This window comes from Vagococcus fluvialis (genome assembly GCF_003337315.1).
Lineage (GTDB): Bacteria > Bacillota > Bacilli > Lactobacillales > Vagococcaceae > Vagococcus > Vagococcus fluvialis.
In genome coordinates, this window is the sequence record NZ_QPJV01000007.1 from 101637 (window position 1) to 122098 (window position 20462).

A 20462-nucleotide genomic window follows, 5' to 3' on the forward strand; every position below is an offset into this window, starting at 1 on the left:
TAATAAATAAAGAAATAGTAGTAGTAAAGCATCGTGAGCGTATGTATGCGCGCGTATAGGAAAAAACGTTAAAAGTTGTGCTTGTTGTTCCTGATAAATTGATGGAGGTCATTTATGCAAGAAAAATATATAGAGAAAAAACTGGTAGCGGCAGTAAAAAGCATGGGGGGGTTGCACCGAAATTTGTAAGCCCTGGAATTGATGGAATGCCTGATCGGATTGTGTTACTTCCCATGGTAAGAATCGCCTTTGTCGAATGTAAGGCAACTGGGAAAAAGATGAGGCCTTTACAAATAAAAAGAAAGAAGCAATTAGAGGCTTTAGGATATTTAGTCTATTGCCTAGATGATGTAGAACAGATTGGAGGGATACTTATTGAAATACAAGCCACATGAATACCAAAGCTATGCCACTGAATTTATTTTATCCCATCCCATATCTGCTGTATTTCTTGAGATGGGTTTAGGGAAAAGTGTGATCACGTTATCCGCCATATTTGATTTGTGCTTAGATTACTTTCTGGTTTACAGGGTTTTAGTGATTGCACCTTTAAGAGTAGCAAGAGATACATGCCCTGCTGAAATTAAAAAGTGGGATCATCTAAAGGATCTGACCTACTCTGTGGCAGTTGGAACGGAAAAAGAAAGAATTGATGCATTCAATAAACAGGTGACTATCTATATCATCAATCGTGAGAATGTGGATTGGTTTGTTAGTAAAAGTGGCATCCCCTTTGATTTTGATATGGTGATCATTGATGAGTTGTCATCCTTTAAATTCTATGGTGCAAAGCGGTTTAAAAGTCTACTAAGGGTAAGACCCAGTGTAAAAAGAATTGTAGGTCTTACAGGTACTCCTTCAACTAACGGCATGATGGATTTATGGGCAGAGTTTCGTATTCTCGATTTAGGTCAAAGGTTAGGCAGGTACATCACTCACTACCGTAATACTTACTTTACTCCAGATAAAAGAAATGGACAGATTATATTTTCCTATAAACCACTTCCTGGTGCAGAGGATGAAATCTATCAGCGGATATCAGATGTTACCATTAGACTGCCTTCAATACATTAGACAGCTCAAGGATAAAAACATATCCGTCTATTTTGAAAAAGAGAATATCAACACCATGGATGCCAAGGGCGAGGTTTTGCTGACTATTATGGCATCTTTGGCACAACAGGAAAGCCAGAGCCTTTCACAAAACGTTAAGCTTGGGCTACAGTACCGATACCAACAAGGAAAGGTGCAGGTCAACCATAAACGATTTATGGGCTACACGAAAGATGAAGAAGGCAACTTGATTATTGTTCCAGAAGAGGCTGAAATCATTAAACGTATTTACAGAGAGTACCTTGAGGGCAAGAGCCTAGTGGGCATCGGTAGGGATCTAGAGAAAGACGGCATTTTAACAGCAGCGGGAAAACCAAGATGGCGACCAGAATCAGTTAAGAAGATACTTCAAAACGAAAAATACATCGGAGATGCCCTTCTGCAAAAGACTGTTACTGTAGATTTTCTAACCAAGAAACGAGTTAAGAATGAAGGTCATCTTCCCCAGTATTATGTTGAAAATAGCCATGAGGCGATTATTCCTAAAGAGTTATTTTTGCAGGTGCAGGAAGAGGTTCATCGAAGAAGCAATATCTACACAGGAGAAGGCAAGAACAAACGAATTTATAGTAGCAAGTACGCTTTAAGTACCATTACCTTCTGTGGAGATTGTGGCGATATTTATAGGAGAACATATTGGAATATTCATGGTAGAAAAGAATTTGTCTGGCGATGCGTGACTAGAATCGAGCAAGGTCCTGAAGTTTGTAAGAACCGAACCGTAAAAGAAGATGAACTCTATGGTGCTTGTAATGACCGCAATTAATAAGCTGCTTGCAGGTGGCAATAACATGATAAAAACCTTGGAAGAAAATATTCATGCGGTGATTGGCGAACCGACAGAGTACCAAATTTCAGAGATTAACAACTCACTAGAGGAAAAACAAAAAGAACTCATCAAGCTGGCTAATAAGGGTCAAGATTATGAATATCTAGCAGATGAGATTGATGAACTGCGAGATAAGCGACAGACCCTTTTAGTAGAAGATACCTCCCTCAGTGGCGAGAACGAGCGAATCAATGAGCTGATTGAATTTATCCGCAAGAACAAATTCCGTACCTTAGAATATGATGATAAGCTTGTGAGAAAGTTAATTCAGAGCGTTACAGTCTATGAAGACCACTTCGTTATAGCCTTCAAATCAGGTATCGAAATGGAAATATGAAAAGTAGCAGGAAATAGCCCATGGCTCTACAGTAGAGTTGTGGGTTTTCTTTTGCTTGTTGACTACAATAACATTTAATAACTATTGTCTTTATCAACCATATGGTTTATAATATTTTTAGCGTAAACTTGGAGGTGCTGTATGACTACGGCAGAAATGATTAAAGAACTGTGCGAGCAAATGAATATAAGTGTTTCTGAACTAGCTAGACGTATTGGACAGACTCCGCAGAATTTCAATAAGAAATTGAAACGTGAAACGGTGTCCTTGGATGAGTTAAAAACCATCGCTGATGTGTTAGGAGTCAAGTTTGTGCAGGTATTTATTTTACCCGATGGAGATGAAATAAAAATATCTAACAAATAAAGGAGGCGGTCTAAAATGATGATTAGTCCGGAAAGTTACTATGAAGAGTATCTCAAAGGAAAAACAAAAGAAGAAATAATGACGGCCATCCGAGGACTTAAGCAAGAAATAGGTCGTCTAAAAAATTCTATGGAAAGTCTAGGCTATGGCAATAACCCAATTACAATTCCGTATGAATCTACTTGCATTTACTGGATTCATGAATATTTTGAAAAGATAAACAAGTTCACAAGAAGTTATGAAAGGGGTATCTAAATGCCAAAAAAGGATTCTATACAAGACAAAAGAAAGAATGGGTGTAATACTTCCTCTCACACTCATCATCGCAGAGATAACTCAGATTCACAGACTTCATGTATCAGTGTTGTTCCAATCTTTAATCATTTAGAAGAAGAACAGATGGATGAAATTATGAAAGTAATGAGGTCAATTTCATATAAAAAGGGCGAAGTGGTTTATCGGGAGGGAGATACATCCAATGCCTTATATGTTGTAAGTAAGGGTAAAATTAGAATCTACCGTTTATCTGAGTCTGGAAAAGAACAATTATTGAGAATTTTAAATCCAGGAGATTTTACTGGAGAACTGGCTTTGTTTCGTGAATCAATCCATGAAGCGTATGCAGAAGCAATGAGTAATACTGATGTGTGTATGATTAGTAAAAATGATTTACAAGAATTTTTATTAAAGTACCCTACGATATCCTTGAAGTTCTTATCAGAATTTTCTAACCGATTGGAAACATCAGAAAAACAAACAACCAGATTTGCCACAGAGAAGGTGGATTCTAGAATAGCGTTGTTTCTTGCAGAATGCTTGGATGGTGATGAGGGTTCAATGGAAATTGAATTGCCAATGAATAGAAAGGATTTAGCCTCTTACTTAGGAACTACACCTGAAACGATAAGTAGAAAGTTTGCTGATTTTGAGGATGAAGGCTATATAAAGCAAAAAACAAGCAGAAAGATTGAGATTTTGGATTTAGATGGTTTGTTGTTAGTATAAGTAATAGTCGGAAAATGAAATACAAAACAGTTGGAGTGGCTTCAAGACTTCAACTGTTTTGTATTTTTAGGCAAAAAAACTCAAATATTTACGCAAAAATGCATAAACTTGATTTAGGTCAATTTAATTTCCTTTAATCGCTTGTATGATGTAATCAAGACAAAGATAAAGAGAAAGAAGGAAAAAACATGTCAAAACAATTAAATTTTAATCAAGTAAAGGAAACTCATTTAAAAACATTAGCACAATATGTACCAGTTGTAGCACGGGTTCATGGTGGTAATCACCCGGAATTTCACCAAGTGCATAAAGTATATGATAGGCTTGCAAAAAAAGTGAAAGATGTAAGAGCGGGAAAACCTGACTTAGTAGATGAATTTGTAAAGTTACGTGAAATTACAGATAATTATACAGTTCCAGGTGATGTTTGTGAAAGCTATGAAGCAGTATATAACATGTTGGCAGAATTAGATAGAGCCTATGAATCATAAAAGAAATAAATACTAGATTACTAAAAAATTATAAGAGGAAGGAGCATGAATATGCAAAAATTCATTTTAGGAAGAAAGAATCATATTACAATAGTAAGTGCAATTTTAATAATCATTGCATATGTTAGTAAATTAGGATTTCAAAACGAACCTATAGCTATATGGTCACTAATCATTGCCTCCGTTTTAGGCGTTATACCGATTGCTATCCAAGCGTATCAAGCATTGAAGGTCAAAGTTGTCAGTATCGATGTTTTAGTTACTATTGCAGTTATCGGAGCGTTTATAATTAAAAACTTTGAGGAATCGGCAATTGTTACGTTCTTATTTCTGTTTGGAGCTTATTTAGAACAAAGGACACTTAATAAAACACGTTCTGCAATAAAAGAATTAACTGAAATGGCGCCAGAAGTTGCTCTAAAGAAACTGAAAAATGGTGAATTTGAAGAAGTCGAAATAGAAGAGGTTGATGTAGGTGATATTTTACTTGTTAAAACGGGTGCAAAAATTCCAGTTGATGGTACAGTGTTAACAGGAGAAGGGCACATTAATGAAGCAAGTATTACAGGTGAAGCAGTTCCAGTAAGCAAAAAGAAAGATTCAGGAGTATATGCCGGAACAATTTTAGAAAATGGAACACTGCAAATCACTGCTGACCGTGTAGGTGAAGACTCTACTTTTGGTAAAATCATTGAGTTAGTGGAAGAAGCACAGGATTCAAAATCAGAGGCAGAACGCTTTATTGATAGATTCTCTAAATACTATACACCGGCTGTTTTAGTTCTCTCTTTTATTGTATGGCTCATTTCAAGGGATATTGAGCTTGCAATTACGATATTAGTTTTAGGATGCCCAGGGGCACTTGTTATTGGTGTTCCAGTTTCAAATGTTGCAGGTATTGGTAATGGAGCACGTCATGGTGTTCTTCTAAAAGGTAGCGAGGTAATTAGTGATTTTAGCAGACTAGATACCATGGTATTTGACAAAACTGGAACATTAACAATAGGAAATCCTAAAGTAGCTGATAAAGAAATTTATGCAGATAATGGAGAGGAAGTGTTAGCTTATCTGTCAAGTGTTGAAAAGGAATCCGATCATCCATTAGCAAAAGCAGTTGTGGAATATATTGGAGATATAAAATCATATATAGTTGAAAAAACGGAGGTTGTAAAAGGCGGAGGAATTGTAGCTCATATAGAAGGTCATAGAGTTGCCGTCGGGAATGTAGCCTTGATGGAGCAAGAAAATGTTACTTTAAGTGAAAAAGCTCGTGGAGATATTACTAGATTTGAGAAGAATGGAAATTCACTTGTTTTAACATCCGTTGATGGTGAATTAAAAGCATTGATGGGTATTCGTGACCAAATCCGTTCAGGTGTAAAAGAAGATCTTCAAAAGCTAAAAAAACTTGGTGTTAATAATCTAGTTGTTCTTTCAGGTGATAACCAAGGAACAGTTGATTTAGTGGCACATGAACTAGGACTTACAGAGGCCCACGGGCATATGTTGCCGGAAGATAAATCAGCATATATTAAAACACTGCAAGAAAAAGGTCAAATTGTTGCATTTGTCGGGGACGGCGTAAATGATAGTCCTTCACTAGCTCTAGCACAAATAGGAATTGCTATGGGAAGTGGAACAGATGTAGCCATTGAAACTTCAGATGTTGTCTTAATGAACTCGGATTTCAGCCGCTTGCCACATGCACTAGGTTTAACAAAAGCAACAGCTAATAACATGCTTCAAAATATAATTATTGCAGTAGGAGTTGTACTAGTCCTGCTTGCCAGCGTATTCTTTAGTGAGTGGATGAACATGTCAATCGGTATGTTAGTACATGAAGCGAGTATATTAGTAGTAATTCTAAATGCTATGAGACTTCTTCGCTATAAATTATGAAAATAAAATTCTTAATCTAAATCAATTTAAAATAGATAAATATATCAAAGGAGAAATGAAATATGCAAAAAGCAACGATTCAATTAGAAACATTAACTTGTCCGTCTTGTATGCAAAAAATAGAAAACGGTGTTAAATCCTTGGAAGGGGTAAATAAAGAGAGTTTAAAGGTACTATTTAATTCAAGCAAGGTAAGAGTAGAATTTGACGATGAAAAAGTATCTATAGAGGATATTGAAAATGTTATTGATAAATTAGGGTATGAAGTACTAAAATCCCAAGTAAAAAAAATTTAAAGTGGCGAATCAGTTAATTATGAAAACCAGAAATAAATAGCCCATGACTCTACAGTAGAGTTGTGGGTTTTCTTTTGCTTGCTGATTATAATAATATTTTAATAACTATTGTTTCTATCAACCAAATGGTTTATAATATTCTTAGCGTTAACTTGGAGGTGCTGTATGACTACGGCAGAAATGATTAAAGAACTGTGTGAGCAAATGAATATAAGCGTTTCTGAACTTGCTAGACGTATTGGCCAGACTCCACAGAATTTCAATAAAAAATTACAACGAGAAACAGTAACCTTGGATGAGTTGAAAGCCATCGCTGATGTGCTAGGTGTCAAGTTTGTGCAGGCTTTTATTTTACCCGAAGGAGATGAAATAAAGACCAGTAATGAGGAGGTGTAGGCTACATTGAAAATTATTATAATAAATGATGTTGAGTACGCTGTATTTGCTGCTAATGAGGGTACTGTTAAATCGCAACCTCATATGATAGAAACTCTTTCGGGCTCTGTTCCAGAAGGAAAGCAACTTAGTTTATTGAAAGAGTATCTTAAGCAAAATGATATTGTGCCGATAAAAGGAGCAACTACACATTGGTGCATAGATAAGGTCCTTAAGCTTGGTTCAACAAAAGAAAAAACTATAAGGAAAACAATTCATAAACAGAAATATCTACCTTTGACTGAAGAAAATATGGAGAAACAGCATATGTTTGTAGGTGCAAGCTCTAATTATGGCAAAGAAGGTCTAATAATTCATGATGTTTTGAATGCATTTCCTCTTCATAATGATTTAAATACTATTGCGATGAAGATTGCGGTTATTGATGTAACAAATTCAACACATCTTTCTCAGTATAAGAGCAGGTTGTCCTTGTATGATTTGGCTAAAGTAATTCTGGAGATTCCTAATTTTGATGATCGGTTGGCAGAAGGAGATCCTGAACTGGTAAATATTATCGCAAGGAACATTGGTGCAGTTAATATGTTTTTTTTTGCCTCCAAGTACTGTACATATCATAACGTGGAAATTTACGGCAGAGATGATTACTCTATCTTCGACGGTATCGTTAAAAATACTCTTCCATATTATATCCCTGGCTTAACAGTTAATAGGATTGATACATGGCGAAGAAACTTTGATTATGAAACATTTAACGAGTGTGTTGGAAATCTGCTTGATGAAAATAATATACATATTCCTTTTAGAAGAAGAAAGTTAGATCACTTCTTGTGGTATGCGAATAGGTAGAATATAAGAAAAAGGCATCGTAAAAGTGATTCTGGATAAAATTAATGGGGGAGGAAATAATAGTGGGATTATTTGATTTTCTAAAGAAAAAACAAGGAAAGGTTAGTAAACACGTTGATTATCAACTGTCTTCTAGTCCATTTCGTACTGGTAAAGTTTTTGCTGAAAAATTGGAAGTGGACATATCAAATGTAGATGAGTTTCGTAAAACTTTTATCGCTTTTGATGTGGAAACAACTGGCCTAAATTCTTCTTCAGATAGAATTGTAGAGATTGGTGCGGTGCTATTTAAAGAAGGAGTTCCAATTCAATCATTCGGAACTCTTGTCAATCCAAAAGTTAGAATTGCAGCCTCAGCTTCGGCAATAAATAATATAACTAATGAAATGCTAAACTCTGCTCCAAATGAGCAGGAAGTTTACCCCCAGTTGGTAGAATTTTTGGGAGATGCACTAGATGGAAAAATCACTATGTGTGCACACAATGCAAGTTTCGATTTTGGATTTTTAAGTAACACATTTTCTAGACTTGGGTATGATGCTAAAATTAAGTATGTTGATACGCTGAGTCTCTCTAGAAAACATATAAAAGGCATTGTAAATCATAAGCAAGAGACTGTAGCGGAATATTTCGGATTAATAAATGACACTGCCCATAGAGCGGAATCAGATGCAGATATATGCGGAAAGATTTTTTGGGGTGTTTTAGATATTATTGAGGAGTCGTTGGAAGAACAAAAAAAGCAAATAGAAAAGATGAGTCCAGACATAAAAGAACTTGAAGTTTGTGCTTTTATTCAAGATATTATTGAGAAAAAAGGATGCGACACCAGTTGGATCAGGTATCGAAAAAACAGTAATAATTATGTCGATGTAACTTGTCTATATACATTCTTAAAGTTTAAGTTTGCTAAGAAGGGAAATTACATCATTATTAGAAAAGATGCTACAAATGGAATTGATTTACCTATAGAACCTTGTACTGTAAGTGAAGGCGGTACAACAAATGTGCGAGTCTATTTTCGTAGCCCCTTTGATTTAACGCCTCTTTCAAATTATATTTTCCGTGCTTATAGCGATTGTTATAATTCTATGAATGAATATATGAGTGTTAGTAATTATACTAAAAAAGAAGCAGAGCAAAGCCTTAGTATGCTGAAATCTATTTCAAAATCAGCGATGAAAGAGTTATTATTCGATGCAAAAAATCGTGGATATGATGAGACTGAAGTTAACCTAAATATTGAAAAAGTGATATCTAGAGAAGATGTAATTATTAACGGGTTGCATAATCGAGTTTCATTAAACAAGATACGAAATATAGGGAATTGGGAGAAAGGATTTGATGCAGGTTATCCATATTGGGAACGTGGAGAAACTGCTAGGAAAAATGGCAAAGTAGATGAAGCTATTGCACTTTTTGATAAAGCTCGATATAACGGCTATGATGCTCCTGCGCTATATGATTCTTATGCTAAAGCTTATCGAAAGATTAAGGATTACGATAATGAAATTCTCATTCTTGATGAAGGAATTATGCGTAAAACACGGCACGATGTTGGTACTTTAGAGGCTCGTAGGGATAAGGCAATTAAGCTATTATTTGCTAAACAAGAGGCAGAGCGGATAGCTAAGGAAAAATCTGATTTTCTAAAAGCGAACAAAAAAGAGGATGCGATTAGTGAGCCTAGCAAAAGGCGTGGAAGACAGATTATTCAAATGACTGATGATGGAACAATAATAAAAGAATTCGATACTATAGCTTCTGCTGTAAAAGAAGTTGGCGTTAACTCAAAAAGTATTAGGGATGCTGCAAATGGAGTTCAAAAACATGCTGGAGGATACTGCTGGAAATACAAAGATTAGCAGATAATCTAAGATAACCTAGGATCTTCTTAATAGATATTCATCGCTAATTGCTTTAGCAATACAATATCTTGTTTAAGGATAATGCTTGTATCATCGAGCTTTGAACTTCACCAGATGGTGATGAGATAAAGAGCGGTAATGAGGTCGAGTAACGTTATAAATTAAAATTTGTAGTGATGATCATCTGAAGATGCATTACGAAATTGATCAAAAGAATTGGAGTGTCAGTATGGATTTAAAAGATTTTTACTTCCAAAACATACAAAAGGATGAATATCATTATCGTTTTTATGATTCGATTGAGAACGTAAATAATGTATACAATATATTTAGTGGTTATACGGAAGTAGAGGATTATGAATTTGAGGTGTATGATGCAGAGGAAGCAATAACAAAGTTTAGGGATTTATGCCAACCGGATGTAGATTTTTCTGGTAATGAAAATAAATGTTGGTTTTATCTTATATCGTATTATTTATACAAAGTAGGATATGTTATAAAAGAATTTCCTAGATTGTTGGCACGACCACCTGTTGCACCTAGTGACTTTACTTATGGAGAAATTAGGAACAGAATTATTGCAAAGGGAGATGATGATAACGGGACTGTTCGATATGCTGTTAGAAGAACATTTGTCGCAAGGTTGACATTTGAACAGAAATCAACCTATGTTGATATAGATGATTCAATCAATCAAAAGTTTATTGAGATATCAAACCGACAAGCATCGTTCAATAATATGAGCACAGATGAAAAACTTGCAGAGATAGCAAATTTAATAGAAAGTTTATTAAAGAAGAACGGTAAGTTCCTTACACCAGATTACTCTACGATTTGTTTTGATTATATTTCTAACGATGTAGTAACAAGCTATAGAAAGAAAATGCATTGTTTTAGGCATGCCACAGATGATGCAATATCGGAAAGAAAAAACTATTCGGAAGAACAAAAAAGCTTCTTTGTTGATTACGGCTTGACCATTGTTAAAGTGATACATTCTTTGCTGGAATAGAAACTGAGTAGACAATTTTTTGGAACAAACATGATTCCAACTTGTCGGAGGTTTTTTTTAATCGGATAAAGGAACTGATATCTTCCCGCATACGCAAGTCCACAGTGGATATGTTCCCTTAAAGAGAATTCAGTAAAAAAGGAAAATGGAAATTGTCCTTTGACAGCTATGAATTCATCTCAAAACATGTGGAGTGTGTGACAGTGCTTAAGAAATAAAATAAAAAATGACTATCTTTCAAAAAGATAGTCATTTTTATTTATCTAAATGTCATTAAATTAGCTGTCATGATTTCACAAATTTCATTGTTTTGGTCAATTGCTTTTGATTCAATTACCATATAAACACGTTCTGGGCGAGATTTTGAAGGCTTGATTTCTTTAATTGTACTTTCGACATGTAAGACGTCTCCAGGTCTAACTGGTTTTTTCCATTCTAAGTTGACGCCAAGTCCAACGGCACCTTTTTCAAAAGGAATACTGTCAATCCACAATCTCATTGTGACACTAGCAGTGTGCCAACCACTAGCTACAAGTTCTTTAAAGAAAGAATCTTTGGCTTTTTCTTCGTCCAAATGAAATGGCTGTGGGTCGTATTTACTAGCGAATTCTTTTATTTCATCAGCAGTAATTGTTAAAGTATGACTTTTAAATGTTTGTCCAACTTTAAACTCATCTGCACTCATTTTTTTTATTTTCAAAATAAATCCTCCTAATTTTTACATCTGATATAAGTATAATATGAAAGATATAAAAAACAAATTATGAGGTTTTATTTTCTTGTCACAATATAGGTAGAAAAAAAGAATGACTTATCTAGTCATTCTTTTTTGATAAATAGTTAAATAAAAAGCATTGATCGTAATATAGAGAATTGGCTAAATTTTTATTTCTAGAAGAAACAATTAGTGCAGCTTCTCTTTTTTGTACAATACGTTTTAAGATAGGCATTAAATGAATTAAAAACTCATTGCTATCGTCTGTTGTTGATTCAGAATCAAAAATAATGATTGTTTGTTTTAGAATTAACGCACGAATCATTTGTAAAACAAGTTGTTCATTTTTTGAAAGAGATTTAGCAGCTTCATTTAAATCAAGGGAAGCTAATTTAAATTGATCAAGCAAATCACTTAGTTCATTTAAAAAAATATTTTTTTGTTTTTTAGAAATACCTAGTAAAAGATTATCTAAAATGGAAAGGAAAGGAATCATGTTATTCTCACGACCGACCATTCCGTAGTATTTATTATTTTCTAAAGAAGTAATAAAATTCATGACACTTTCACGAGTCACATTTTCTTCATCTTCTAAAATTAAAGTTACTTTTTTTGAGAAAAAATCACTTGTTAAATAAGTATCTTTCATGTCAATTTCAATCATACAACGAGTTTCCTCCTTCGAAGGCCAAATGTAGTGTAACAATAAAAACCAGCTGTATAAGCTATTATTAAATCGCTACAAAGTAAAATAAAGTTAGTCAATAAAGTAGTAAAAACATGGCTATTTGAGTTGTTAGTTATATTAACATCTAAAATGGATGTTTGATTATAAGGGAGTAATTTTTTCTCAGACTCATTTGTATTAGTAACAGGTACATTTTCTCTTTTTTTAGGAACCATTTGCTCTGATTCAAAGTAGTGCCTCATTACTTTTTGGTTAGTCTGTATGCTTTCATTTAGAAAATGACTATGGAAAACTAAAAGGATACAAAAAATAACTGGTAAACTTAATATAATAGGGAAGAAAAGCTCTAATAATAAACGTGGGAGCATTTCTCTACGTTTAATTCCAATATAGTTTAATGAATAGATTTCTTCTTTTCTAGAATGAGTAAAGTATAAGCTAATAAAAAAGAAAGCAATAAAAGAGCAGACTAAAATAAGTAATCTTAAATGCTCATAAAAAGCCATAATTAAATCATTGCTATTTCCTAAACGATTATTTAGTTCAGTATCAAACTGTGGCAAGATATGTTTTAATTGATCCCATTTACCAAGCAAATAGCTTAAGGTAAATTTTTGAGTATCAATAAGTTGTGATATGTAAGAAAGTAATAAAAGAAACAGAGAGAAGACGATAAACAAACTAATTGTCATTCGTTTATGGTATCTTGCTGCTTTAAATGATTGTCTTAAATTTGTCATCAACTAAACCTCCATATTAAAATTATACCGAGTAGTTGTGAAAAAAATATGAATAAAAAAGACTTTAGCGTGAAAACTAAAGTCTTTTTTTGTTTATTTATTTGTCAGATGATGATGTCGTAGTTGTTTCTTTTTCTTTTGGACCATAATAGTCTTGATATGTTTTTGTTTCATACATATCTTGAGTTGATTTATTACCATGTTTTGAGAAGACACTTGTTGATTTATCGCCTTTTTCTTCTTCAATAGATAATAATTTTTCAAGTCCATTTTTATAATCATAATCTTCTGGATTAACTGGCTCTAAACCACTTTCAGTATAGAATCGAAGTAAGTCACCATTTGTTAAAGCGTCAGACATAGTTAATTGAGTGCTTGCTTTTTCTCTTGCAAATTCAACTTCATTTGTTTGTTCTTCAGTTAACTCAGTTAATAACTCACCTGTTTCATTTAGGTAAACAGATTGACCAATAACAGTATATTTAGGCGTTACGAAGGTACCATTTCTAAAGGCTACGATTTGATCTCTATCTTCAGCGAATAAATCTTGACCTAATTGGATGTAGTTTGATGTATCAATTCCAAGTAAGTGTAGAAGAGAAGGTAAGATATCAACTTGTCCGCCGTAGCTTTCTGAAATTTTACCATTTTGTTGACCAGGTACGTGGAACATAACAGGAACACGTTGCATTTGAGCGTCATTCCATTCGTTCCAATTGTCTTTAGATTCACCAACTAGTTCAGCTAAATATTTGTTTCTTGAGTTTGAAATACCATAATGGTCACCATACATAACGATAACTGAGTTCTCATAAAGTCCGCTTTTCTTCAAGTAGTTAAAGAATTCTTCAACTGCTTTATCTAAATAATTAGCTGTTGCAAAGTAGCCATTAATAGTGGTATCTGGTGTATTTGCAATTGGGAAACCAGCTTCGTCACCTTTAAATTGAGAGTAAGGGTAGTGGTTAGTTACAGCAATAAATTTAGAGTAGAAAGGCTGTTGCAAGTGTTCTAAGTATTGAACTGATTGATCCATAAATGGTTTATCATGTAAGCCATATTGGAAAGAGTTATCAGATGTTACATCGTAGTAACTTGAATCAAAGAAATAATCATAACCTAAATGTTTATAAGTTTCGTTTCTGTTCCAGAATGCTCCGCCATTACCATGGAATACAGCACTTGTATATCCAGCTTCTTGTTTAAGAATAGAAGGGGCAGCTTGGAAAGTATTTTTGTCACCTAATTGAGTAAATAAAGGTCCTTGGCCTAAACCAAAGAATGAGTTTTCTAACATTGTTTCAGCATCACTTGTTTTACCTGATCCAACTTGGTGGAAGGCATTGTTAAAACTAAATGTTTCATTTGAATGATATAAGCTATTAATGAATGGTGTTACTTCATGTTCGACACCATTTTCATCCTTTAATTTATAATCAATTAAAAATTGTTGGAAACTTTCTAAATGAATATAGATAACATTTTTACCTTTAGCAATTCCAAACGTATTAGGATTTGGTGTTGTTTGATGTTCTTTCACATAGTTTTGAACATCAACTAAATCATTTTCACTTGCTTGGGCACGACGTTGGTTGGCATGATATGTTTGAACACCGTCATAAACAGTAAAGACATTCATACCTAAATATTTAACAATGTGGTCTCTTGAAAAAGTTCTTTTTAATAATTCTGGACGATCCATTTCAGCTAATGTTAAGTTTGCAGCAAAAAAGAAAACTGCAAAACTTGTAATAGCTAAAGATGTTCTAGCTTTAATAGGACGCTCATCGATTTTAATTTTCTTAAATAATAAAAGAGCGATAACGACGATTAAATCAATCCAATATAAGAAATCATATGGACGGAACATACGTAGAGCACTTTCACCTAAACCAGAAGATACTTTGCCAGCACCAAGCATTGTGTTGACTGTAATAAAGTCAGTAAATTCTCGGTAGTAAATAACATTTGAGAAAAGTAATAATGTGGTTAAGGCCGATATGACAATCAGCGAGATGTACGCCGTTTTTGGTCGCTTCACATAAAGTGCAGCTGAGAATAAAAATAGTGTTGTGGCTATGGGACTTAGGAACAAAATGAAGTATTGAAAAGCATTTTCAATTCCTAAGTTAAAATCTACTAAGTAAGCCATTATGTTTTTTGCCCAAAAGAGAATGGCTAATAGGCTGAAAAAACCTAACCTCGTATTTAGTATATTTTTATAGTAATTATGTTTCACAGATAGACTTCCTTTCTATATTCCAACCCTTGTTTATAAAATCCTTAGTTAATTAAACATACTAATATATTTTACCCTCTATAGAAATTCGTGTCAATTATAATGAAGATAAATTTAAGAATTCAGACTTAAGGCCGATATAAATAAATGTGGAAGCAAGGTAAATAAACTGATATAGTAAGGAGTAGTATAAAGAAAAGAGAAAAGGGTATTTTTATGAATCAAGTAATTATTAAAAACAAAGCAAAGAAAAAATTTAATCAAAGGTACCCTCTTATCCATCAAGAGGATTTAGTAGATAAAGTAGCTAGTATTCCATCCAACTGGGTTAAATTTGTTTCAGAAGATAAACATTTTTTAGGCTATGGTTATTTAGGTGTTCAAAATAAGGGATATGGTTGGATGATCAGTTTTGATGAAAATAAACCTGTTAATAAAGAGGTAATGACTGACTTATTTAAACAAGCATTTAATAGTAGAAAGTCGTTTTTCAGAAGTCAAGATACGACCGCTTTCCGCATTTTTAATGGCGAAGGCGATGGTTTTGGTGGTCTAACAATCGACTGGTATGATACATATATTGTTATCTCTTGGTATAACGAAACAATTTATGGATTAAAAGAAAGTATCAAAGAAGTTATTTTAGAGTGCTTACCTGAAGTTGTTGGTGTATACGAAAAAGTCAGATTCAAAAAGGATGATTTACCAGAAAGTGAATTCACTTGGGGAAAAGAAGCTCCAGAGCCATTAATTGTGATTGAAAATAATGTCTCCTATGCGACTTATTTAAATGAAGGCTTAATGACTGGGATTTTCTTAGATCAAAAGGAAGTTAGAGGGGCTCTTTCAGAAGGATTAGTTAATGGGAAAAGTTTATTAAATATGTTTTCTTATACAGGGGCTTTCTCAGTAGCGGCTACTTTTGGTGGGAGTGTTGAAACAACTAGTGTTGATTTAGCTAAACGAAGCTTAGAGAAAACACAAGAACAATTTTTGGTAAATGGTATGGACTTAGATAGTCAGCGTATTATTGTAATGGATGTTTTTAATTATTTTAAATACGCAAAGAAAAAAGAGTTAACCTATGATGTGATTGTATTAGATCCACCAAGTTTTGCTAGAAATAAAAAGAAAACATTTTCTGTTGCAAAAGATTATAGTAAGCTAACAGAAGAGGCTGTTGAATTAATTGAACCAAATGGCTTACTGATTGCTTCAACTAATGCAGCTAATGTTTCTTTTGACCGTTTTGTCCAAATGGTTGAAAAAGGGATAACTAATGGAAATAGAAGAGGTAAGCAAGTGAATACGTATCGTTTACCAAGTGACTTTAAAGTTTCGAAACATTTTCCTGAAGGGAATTATTTAAAAGTATTGATTTATGAAATTGTTTAAAAGATAAGAAAAGATGGGAAAGATGCAAGATGTCTAAATTGAAGGTTAGAAATATAACATTAGGTCAAGGTCAACCTAAAGTATGTGTTTCTTTAATTGCAAGTAATTTTGAAGAATTATTTGCTGAAGCTTTAAGAATCAGTAAACTAGATTGCGATATTATAGAGTGGCGTGCAGATTATTTTATGTATGTTAATGATATTTCATTCATGAAAAAAGCTGCTTATTTTATTCGCTACGCTATTGAAGATAAACCACTAATTTTTACCTTTAGAACTTTAGATGAGGGTGGAGGTCAGTTAATTGAGGATTCTTACTATTTTGAGTTGAATAGATACATGGTTCATACAGGATTAGTAGATATTATTGATTTAGAATTTGCTAAATTAATTGATAGTGAAACAGATATTATTCAGTATGCAAAACAAAATAATGTAAAAGTTTTAATTTCTAGTCATGATTTTGAAAAAACGCCAAGTGAAAGTGAATTATCTGAAAGTATTTATGATATGCGACATATTGGTGCTGATATTTGTAAAATTGCAGTTATGCCACACTCGATGACAGATGTCTTAAAAATATTAAGTAGCTCAAATGAGATTCAAACTTTACGAGAAGAAATTCCTTTTATGATGATTGGGATGGGTGAAGTAGGAAGAATGACTCGTCTAACAGGTGAGTTATTTGGTTCAGTGATGACTTTTGCTTCATCTGGCAAACACAATTCTGCTCCAGGTCAAATGGAGATTCCTGAGTTAAGACAAGGATTGACAATTTTGGGTAAAAGAAATGAAGGTGCTCATTTTGGCGAAGAAAAAAACACAAAAAACCAATGCAATTAGACTACTAGAGCAAAAAAAGATTCCTTTTACAGTTTCTGAATATGCTTTTTCTGATGAGCATATGGGAGCTAAAAGTACAGCCAAAGAACTAGGTGTAGAGGAATCAAGTATTTTTAAAACTTTAGTTGTTGTAGGTAATAAAACTGGTCCTTTAGTAGCTGTAGTACCAGGTGATAAGGAATTAGATTTAAAAAAAATAGCTAAAGTTAGTGGGAATAAAAAGGTAGAAATGTTACCACAAAGAGAACTAGAACCGTTAACAGGTTATATTCATGGTGGCTGTTCACCAGTTGGCATGAAAAAACAACTACCGACCTTTTTTGCAAAAGAAGCAGAGAATCTTGAGTTATTTCATTGCTCAGCTGGACAACGAGGTCTACAGTTAAATATTAACCCAAGTGATTTGGTTAAACTATTAAGAGCAAGTTTTGTTGATATTACAGTGGAATAGATGAAAAAGAGCTTTAGACATTGTGTGATACATGTCTAAAACTCTTTTTTAATACTTAAAATAACTTGAAATTTCTGCAGCATGTTTACCAGCTACTCGTCCTGTTACAAAGGCAGCAGTAATATTGTAGCCTCCTGTATAACCATTAACATCTAATAATTCACCTGAGAAAAACAGCCCATTTACTAATTTGCTTTCCATGGATTTAGGTTGAATTTCTTTTAATTCAATCCCACCACCTGTGACAAAGGATTTATCTAGTGGGTAAGTATCGTAACCTGTAAACCTAAAGTCTTTAATTAAATGAACGAATTGAGATTTTTCTTCATCAGTCAGCTGTTTTAATGGTTTAGTTCCATCAATATTTAATTGCATTAGTAGAAAATCAAGGAATCTTTCTGGTAACAAGTTTTTTAAACCATTTTTGACAGATTTACTTCCTTGTTCAGCTATTCTTTGATTAACATTTTTTTCTAAATCAGAAACAGATGATTTAGGTAGGGCGTCTAAAGACAGAGTGACGTCTCCATAACCTTTTTCTAACTCTTTATTAACAAACATACTGCAACGAAGAGCAGCAGGACCTGAAACACCAAAATGAGTAAATAATAAATCCATTTCGTGTCCAACGATTTCTTTTCCTTTTTGATCTAAAACAGCTAATCTAATATCTCTTAAAGATAAACCTTGAAGTTGTTTATCTTTTACGAAAGTATCTTTAGATTTAATCGGTGATTCAGTTGGAAATAGAGGTGTCACTGTATGCCCTAGTTGTTTGGCCAATTTATAGCCATCTCCAGTTGAACCTGTATATTGGAAAGTTTTCCCACCAGTTGAAAGAATCACACAAGGAGCGTTATAAGTAGAACCATCTTCAGTTGTTAGTCCAGTTATTTGTCCGCTCTCAGCATTTAACTTTTTAACAGTTGATTTCATAATAAGAGTTACATTTAACTCTTTTAGTTTATTTGCTAAACCTTCGATAATCGCTTTAGATTGGTTAGCAACCGGGAAAAGACGACCATGGTCTTCTTCTTTTAATGGCACACCATTTGATTCAAAAAAGTTCATAATATCGTAATTATTATATTGAGAAAAAGCACTGTATAGAAATTTTCCGTTACCAGGAATAAAATCAATAATCTCCTCAGGTGGGCGATTGTTAGTAACATTACAACGACCACCACCTGTTAATCGTAATTTTTTCCCTAACATTCTGTTTTTATCAATTATAGCAACAGTTGCACCGTTTTCGGCTGCAGAAATAGCTGCCATCATACCGCTTGTACCGCCACCAACAACGATTACATCAAAATTTGTCATTAAAAATCCTCCTTGTTTGCGATTCTTATTTTAACACAAATCTGTCTTTAGATTAAATTTAAAATATTCTGACAAATTGATTTGTAATTTGCGAGTTTTAAGCTATACTAAGGCTATTAAAATTAAAGGGCGTGAACATATGACTGATGTAAAAGAGTATTTAAAACAGTTAGAAGAAAATCAAAGAGAGAAATATCCAAATCAACCAGAATTTTTGCAAGCTGTCGCAGAATTTATTGGCACAGTAGAGCCATTTTTAACTAAACATCCTGAGTATGTTGAAAAAAATATTTTAGAACTGCTCTTGGTTCCTGAAAGAATTATTGAGTTTAGAATTCCTTGGATGGATGATAAGGGCGCTTGGAAAGTGAATACTGGGTATAGAGTACAGTATAACTCAGCTTTAGGACCGTACAAAGGCGGTATGAGATTCCATCCAACAGTTAACCAAAGTATTGTTAAGTTCTTAGGTTTTGAGCAAATTTTTAAAAATAGTTTAACCTCATTACCAATTGGTGGTGGTAAAGGTGGAAGTGATTTTGATCCAAAAGGAAAATCTGATGAAGAAATTATGCGTTTTTGTCAAAGCTTAATGAGAGAATTACAAAAATACATCGGACCAAACGAAGATGTTCCAGCTGGTGATATTGGTGTTGGAGCTCGTGAGATTGGTTATTTATTTGGTGAATACAAGCGATTAAATGGCTATCATGCAGGTGTTTTAACAGGTAAACCACTAGCTTACTGGGGAAGTTTAGCACGTAAAGAAGCAACAGGTTATGGACTAGTTTATTTTGTTCAACACTTGCTAGCAGATAAAAATGATAGTATGGAAGGCAAAAAAGTATTAGTTTCAGGTAGTGGAAATGTTGCTATCTACGCTATTGAAAAAGCTCAAGAGTTAGGAGCTACAGTCTATGGTTGTAATGACTCTTCAGGTAGTATTATAGATGAAGAGGGAATTGATTTAGCTTTGCTAAAAGAAATTAAAGAAGTAAAACGTGAAAGAATTAGTGCTTATTTGGAGCATAGACCACAAGCTAAATTTTATCCTAATACAACTATTTGGGATGTAGAATTTGAGTATGATATCGCATTACCTTGTGCTACACAAAATGAAATTTCTAAAGAATCTGCAGCAACATTAATTAAGAACGGTGTGTCTATCGTTGCAGAGGGAGCTAATATGCCGACAACTTTAGAAGCATTAGAAGTTTTTAACGAAGAGAATATTATTTATTGTCCAGGAAAAGCTGCAAATGCTGGTGGAGTTGCAGTCTCAGCTCTTGAAATGGCTCAAAATGCACAACGTCTACCTTGGACTTTTGAAGAGGTTGACCAAGAATTAAATAAAATAATGAAAAATATTTACGAAACATGTCGAGAAACGTCAATGACATATTTAGGTGAATTTGATTTAGTAGCAGGCTCAAATATTGCTGGTTTTGCCCGAGTAGCAGAGGCAATGGTTAGTCAAGGATTGGTATAGACAAGATTGTTACAAGTAACAAGTTAATAATTTTTCAGAAAATTTGATGTGAAAACTCTGAAATAATGGTAATATATGTATGTATTAATTATGGATTAACACATAAATTATAGGAGGAT

General features: G+C 33.6%; 22 protein-coding genes and 1 pseudogene. 18 read left to right on the plus strand and 5 right to left on the minus strand.

Annotated features, from left to right (window positions below; translation table 11 throughout):
• Positions 1-77: 77 nt before the first annotated feature.
• The 14 genes and pseudogenes from DFR54_RS08420 (at position 78) to DFR54_RS08480 (ending at position 10461) form a co-directional block, all read left to right on the plus strand.
• On the plus strand, positions 78-395 hold the full coding sequence (locus tag DFR54_RS08420) for a VRR-NUC domain-containing protein (protein WP_227334641.1): 318 nt from the start codon (positions 78-80) through the stop codon (positions 393-395).
• A pseudogene (locus DFR54_RS08425) lies at positions 376-1065 on the plus strand (SNF2-related protein); the annotation flags it as partial. The gene DFR54_RS08420 and the pseudogene DFR54_RS08425, both read left to right, overlap by 20 nt.
• Positions 1043-1879, plus strand: coding sequence for a recombinase family protein (locus DFR54_RS08430; RefSeq protein ID WP_455685336.1), 837 nt, complete (start codon positions 1043-1045; stop codon positions 1877-1879). The pseudogene DFR54_RS08425 and the gene DFR54_RS08430, both read left to right, overlap by 23 nt.
• Positions 1866-2279 carry a site-specific recombinase gene (locus DFR54_RS13560; RefSeq protein WP_455350580.1) on the plus strand — a complete coding sequence of 138 codons (414 nt, stop codon included), beginning with the start codon at positions 1866-1868 and terminating at the stop codon, positions 2277-2279. The genes DFR54_RS08430 and DFR54_RS13560 overlap by 14 nt, the downstream gene beginning before the upstream one ends.
• 141 nt (positions 2280-2420) lie before the next feature.
• Positions 2421-2645: a helix-turn-helix domain-containing protein gene (locus DFR54_RS08435; protein ID WP_114289840.1), complete on the plus strand. Its 225-nt coding sequence runs from the start codon at positions 2421-2423 to the stop codon at positions 2643-2645.
• A 15-nt stretch (positions 2646-2660) separates the two neighbouring features.
• Complete coding sequence (locus DFR54_RS08440) at positions 2661-2900, plus strand: hypothetical protein (RefSeq protein WP_114289841.1); 240 nt, start codon at positions 2661-2663, stop codon at positions 2898-2900.
• Positions 2901-3650 (plus strand): Crp/Fnr family transcriptional regulator, encoded by a 750-nt coding sequence (locus tag DFR54_RS08445; RefSeq protein ID WP_114289842.1) that lies wholly within the window; start codon positions 2901-2903, stop codon positions 3648-3650.
• Between the two features lie 188 nt (positions 3651-3838).
• Positions 3839-4141, plus strand: a complete 303-nt coding sequence (locus DFR54_RS08450) for an iron-sulfur cluster repair di-iron protein, ric (RefSeq protein WP_114289843.1) — start codon at positions 3839-3841, stop codon at positions 4139-4141.
• A 51-nt stretch (positions 4142-4192) separates the two neighbouring features.
• A complete protein-coding gene (locus DFR54_RS08455) occupies positions 4193-6040 on the plus strand; it encodes a heavy metal translocating P-type ATPase (protein WP_114289873.1) in 1848 nt (615 codons plus the stop codon).
• Positions 6041-6102: 62 nt separating this feature from the next.
• A complete protein-coding gene (locus DFR54_RS08460; protein WP_114289844.1) occupies positions 6103-6336 on the plus strand; it encodes a heavy-metal-associated domain-containing protein in 234 nt (77 codons plus the stop codon).
• 165 nt (positions 6337-6501) lie between these two features.
• Positions 6502-6732: a helix-turn-helix domain-containing protein gene (locus DFR54_RS08465; RefSeq protein WP_114289845.1), complete on the plus strand. Its 231-nt coding sequence runs from the start codon at positions 6502-6504 to the stop codon at positions 6730-6732.
• 6 nt (positions 6733-6738) lie between these two features.
• Positions 6739-7581, plus strand: a complete 843-nt coding sequence (locus DFR54_RS08470) for a hypothetical protein (protein ID WP_114289846.1) — start codon at positions 6739-6741, stop codon at positions 7579-7581.
• Between the two features lie 62 nt (positions 7582-7643).
• Positions 7644-9446, plus strand: a complete 1803-nt coding sequence (locus DFR54_RS08475; RefSeq protein ID WP_114289847.1) for an exonuclease domain-containing protein — start codon at positions 7644-7646, stop codon at positions 9444-9446.
• A gap of 232 nt (positions 9447-9678) precedes the next feature.
• A complete protein-coding gene (locus DFR54_RS08480; RefSeq protein WP_114289848.1) occupies positions 9679-10461 on the plus strand; it encodes a hypothetical protein in 783 nt (260 codons plus the stop codon).
• Positions 10462-10720: 259 nt separating this feature from the next.
• Here DFR54_RS08480 and DFR54_RS08485 read toward each other — a convergent pair whose 3' ends face one another.
• The 4 genes from DFR54_RS08485 to DFR54_RS08500 all read right to left on the minus strand — a co-directional run bounded on the left by DFR54_RS08485 (position 10721) and on the right by DFR54_RS08500 (position 14843).
• The gene (locus tag DFR54_RS08485; RefSeq protein WP_227258504.1) at positions 10721-11161 is read right to left on the minus strand and encodes a MaoC family dehydratase; all 441 of its coding nucleotides are present in this window, start codon (positions 11159-11161) and stop codon (positions 10721-10723) included.
• Between the two features lie 115 nt (positions 11162-11276).
• Complete coding sequence (locus DFR54_RS08490; protein ID WP_114289849.1) at positions 11277-11840, minus strand: hypothetical protein; 564 nt, start codon at positions 11838-11840, stop codon at positions 11277-11279.
• Positions 11837-12604 carry an FtsX-like permease family protein gene (locus DFR54_RS08495; protein WP_114289850.1) on the minus strand — a complete coding sequence of 256 codons (768 nt, stop codon included), beginning with the start codon at positions 12602-12604 and terminating at the stop codon, positions 11837-11839. The genes DFR54_RS08490 and DFR54_RS08495 overlap by 4 nt, the downstream gene beginning before the upstream one ends.
• A gap of 97 nt (positions 12605-12701) precedes the next feature.
• Positions 12702-14843: an LTA synthase family protein gene (locus DFR54_RS08500; RefSeq protein ID WP_249033380.1), complete on the minus strand. Its 2142-nt coding sequence runs from the start codon at positions 14841-14843 to the stop codon at positions 12702-12704.
• 216 nt (positions 14844-15059) lie between these two features.
• Between DFR54_RS08500 and DFR54_RS08505 the strand changes: the two genes are divergently transcribed.
• Genes DFR54_RS08505 through ybaK form a run of 3 tightly spaced genes read left to right on the plus strand, consistent with a single transcriptional unit; the run spans position 15060 to position 17531 of the window.
• A complete protein-coding gene (locus tag DFR54_RS08505; protein ID WP_114289851.1) occupies positions 15060-16238 on the plus strand; it encodes a class I SAM-dependent rRNA methyltransferase in 1179 nt (392 codons plus the stop codon).
• Positions 16239-16267: 29 nt separating this feature from the next.
• The gene (aroD, locus tag DFR54_RS08510; RefSeq protein ID WP_114289852.1) at positions 16268-17080 is read left to right on the plus strand and encodes a type I 3-dehydroquinate dehydratase; all 813 of its coding nucleotides are present in this window, start codon (positions 16268-16270) and stop codon (positions 17078-17080) included.
• Entirely contained in the window at positions 17043-17531 is a 489-nt protein-coding gene (ybaK, locus tag DFR54_RS08515) for a Cys-tRNA(Pro) deacylase (protein ID WP_114289853.1), read from the plus strand. The genes aroD and ybaK overlap by 38 nt, the downstream gene beginning before the upstream one ends.
• A gap of 48 nt (positions 17532-17579) precedes the next feature.
• Here the strand turns inward: ybaK and DFR54_RS08520 are convergent, their stop codons facing one another.
• On the minus strand, positions 17580-18854 hold the full coding sequence (locus DFR54_RS08520; protein WP_114289854.1) for a BaiN/RdsA family NAD(P)/FAD-dependent oxidoreductase: 1275 nt from the start codon (positions 18852-18854) through the stop codon (positions 17580-17582).
• Between the two features lie 139 nt (positions 18855-18993).
• On the opposite strand from DFR54_RS08520, the gene gdhA reads away from it, so the two are divergent.
• A complete protein-coding gene (gene gdhA / locus DFR54_RS08525) occupies positions 18994-20343 on the plus strand; it encodes an NADP-specific glutamate dehydrogenase (RefSeq protein WP_114289855.1) in 1350 nt (449 codons plus the stop codon).
• The last annotated feature ends 119 nt before the right edge of the window (positions 20344-20462 follow it).

Excerpts from the sequence above, each read along its gene's own strand:
- DFR54_RS13560 (WP_455350580.1), top strand. The coding sequence starts at position 1,866 with ATGACCGCAATTAATAAGCTGCTTGCAGGTGGCAATAACATGATAAAA.
- DFR54_RS08460 (WP_114289844.1), top strand. The coding sequence starts at position 6,103 with ATGCAAAAAGCAACGATTCAATTAGAAACATTAACTTGTCCGTCTTGT.
- DFR54_RS08490 (WP_114289849.1), bottom strand. The coding sequence starts at position 11,840 with ATGATTGAAATTGACATGAAAGATACTTATTTAACAAGTGATTTTTTC.
- DFR54_RS08505 (WP_114289851.1), top strand. The coding sequence starts at position 15,060 with ATGAATCAAGTAATTATTAAAAACAAAGCAAAGAAAAAATTTAATCAA.
- DFR54_RS08445 (WP_114289842.1), top strand. The coding sequence starts at position 2,901 with ATGCCAAAAAAGGATTCTATACAAGACAAAAGAAAGAATGGGTGTAAT.
- DFR54_RS08495 (WP_114289850.1), bottom strand. The coding sequence starts at position 12,604 with ATGACAAATTTAAGACAATCATTTAAAGCAGCAAGATACCATAAACGA.
- DFR54_RS08440 (WP_114289841.1), top strand. The coding sequence starts at position 2,661 with ATGATGATTAGTCCGGAAAGTTACTATGAAGAGTATCTCAAAGGAAAA.
- DFR54_RS08450 (WP_114289843.1), top strand. The coding sequence starts at position 3,839 with ATGTCAAAACAATTAAATTTTAATCAAGTAAAGGAAACTCATTTAAAA.
- DFR54_RS08465 (WP_114289845.1), top strand. The coding sequence starts at position 6,502 with ATGACTACGGCAGAAATGATTAAAGAACTGTGTGAGCAAATGAATATA.
- DFR54_RS08435 (WP_114289840.1), top strand. The coding sequence starts at position 2,421 with ATGACTACGGCAGAAATGATTAAAGAACTGTGCGAGCAAATGAATATA.
- DFR54_RS08520 (WP_114289854.1), bottom strand. The coding sequence starts at position 18,854 with ATGACAAATTTTGATGTAATCGTTGTTGGTGGCGGTACAAGCGGTATG.
- aroD (WP_114289852.1), top strand. The coding sequence starts at position 16,268 with ATGTCTAAATTGAAGGTTAGAAATATAACATTAGGTCAAGGTCAACCT.
- gdhA (WP_114289855.1), top strand. The coding sequence starts at position 18,994 with ATGACTGATGTAAAAGAGTATTTAAAACAGTTAGAAGAAAATCAAAGA.
- DFR54_RS08430 (WP_455685336.1), top strand. The coding sequence starts at position 1,043 with ATGTTACCATTAGACTGCCTTCAATACATTAGACAGCTCAAGGATAAA.
- DFR54_RS08480 (WP_114289848.1), top strand. The coding sequence starts at position 9,679 with ATGGATTTAAAAGATTTTTACTTCCAAAACATACAAAAGGATGAATAT.
- DFR54_RS08455 (WP_114289873.1), top strand. The coding sequence starts at position 4,193 with ATGCAAAAATTCATTTTAGGAAGAAAGAATCATATTACAATAGTAAGT.